A 1,316-nucleotide genomic window follows, 5' to 3' on the forward strand; every position below is an offset into this window, starting at 1 on the left:
GGCGAATTCCAGGGGTCGTAGCAACACAGTGATCAACTGGCTGTCGCCAGGAGCTTAGCGAGACGCTCGGCTGGGGTTTCCCAGCCGAGCGTTTTGCGCGGGCGGCTGTTCAGCTCGGCAGCCACGGTGTCGAGGTGTCCGCGGGTGTGCAGGGACAGGTCCGTGCCTTTGGGGAAGTATTGCCGGAGCAGGCCGTTGGTGTTCTCGTTCGAGCCGCGTTGCCAGGGGCTGGCCGGGTTGCAGAAGTAGACCGGGATGTTCGTGGCGAGGGTGAAGCCCGCGTGGGCGGCCATCTCCGAGCCCTGGTCCCAGGTAAGGGACCTGCGCAGGTGGGACGGGAGGGTTTTGACCGTCTCGACCAGGGCGTCGCGCGTGCTGGCCGCTGAGTGGTCCAGGGGCAGATGCGCGAGCATCACGTAGCGGGTGGAGCGTTCGACGAGTGTGCCGATCGCCGACTTGCCGTCCTTGCCGATGATGAGGTCGCCTTCCCAGTGCCCGGGAACGGCTCGGTCGGCGGCCTCCGCGGGCCGGTCGCTGATCAGCACCATGTTCGGGATCGCGCGGGCCTGGCGCTTGTATGACTGGCGGTGCGGCCTGCGGCGGGCGCGTCCCGTGCGCAGGGCCTTGGTCAACTCGCGACGTAGTTCTCCGCGGCCTTGGACGTAGAGAGCCTGGTAGATCGTCTCGTGGACCACGTGCATCTCCGGCCGGTCGGGGAAGGCGGTCCGCAGAGCCTGGCAGATCTGTTCCGGGCTCCAGCGCAAGGAGAGGTGGTGCTGGATGAAGTCCCGCAGCTCGGGGTTCTGGCCTATCTTCCCGGTCTTGGGGCGGGGCCGGCGCTGTTCGGCGCGGCGGTGGGCGGCATGCGGCCGGTAGACCCAGTCCTTGCTCCGCCACAGGGCACTGTTGCGGCGTATTTCCCGGCTGATGGTGGACGGGCTGCGGCCCAGCTCGGAGGCGATCTGCCGGATGGATGCCTTCTCACGCAGCCGGTCGGCGATGTGGATGCGGTCCTCTTCGCGCAGGTACCTGCTGCGGCCGGGCGCATCGCAAGCCGAAGCCTCCGAACGGATCGGAGGCTTCGGCTTGCCGTAGGTCGGCGAGTGATGACCGTTGCGCCATCTCTTACCGGTCCGCGGGTTGATCCCGACGATCCGGCTGGCCTCTCTGTTGCCGTACCCCTGACTCATGAGCTGGAGATATACCTCCCGCTCACGAGTCAGGCGACGACCGCCCCCTCCATGTCTGACCTTGCGGACCTCGAAGTCCATCGCATCCCCTGAGCTGGGGTGTTGCGACGACTACTAGAACTCAAG

1 protein-coding gene is annotated in these 1,316 nt (G+C 67.0%); it reads right to left on the reverse strand.

Annotated features, from left to right (window positions below; translation table 11 throughout):
• Positions 1–32: 32 nt before the first annotated feature.
• Complete coding sequence (locus C1J00_RS43300; RefSeq protein ID WP_102914223.1) at positions 33–1,271, reverse strand: IS30 family transposase; 1,239 nt, start codon at positions 1,269–1,271, stop codon at positions 33–35.
• Positions 1,272–1,316 lie beyond the last annotated feature (45 nt).

Origin of the sequence: Streptomyces cahuitamycinicus (genome assembly GCF_002891435.1) — a bacterium.
In the GTDB taxonomy this organism is placed as follows: Bacteria; Actinomycetota; Actinomycetes; order Streptomycetales; family Streptomycetaceae; genus Streptomyces; species Streptomyces cahuitamycinicus.

Excerpts from the sequence above, each read along its gene's own strand:
- C1J00_RS43300 (WP_102914223.1), bottom strand. The coding sequence starts at position 1,271 with ATGGACTTCGAGGTCCGCAAGGTCAGACATGGAGGGGGCGGTCGTCGC.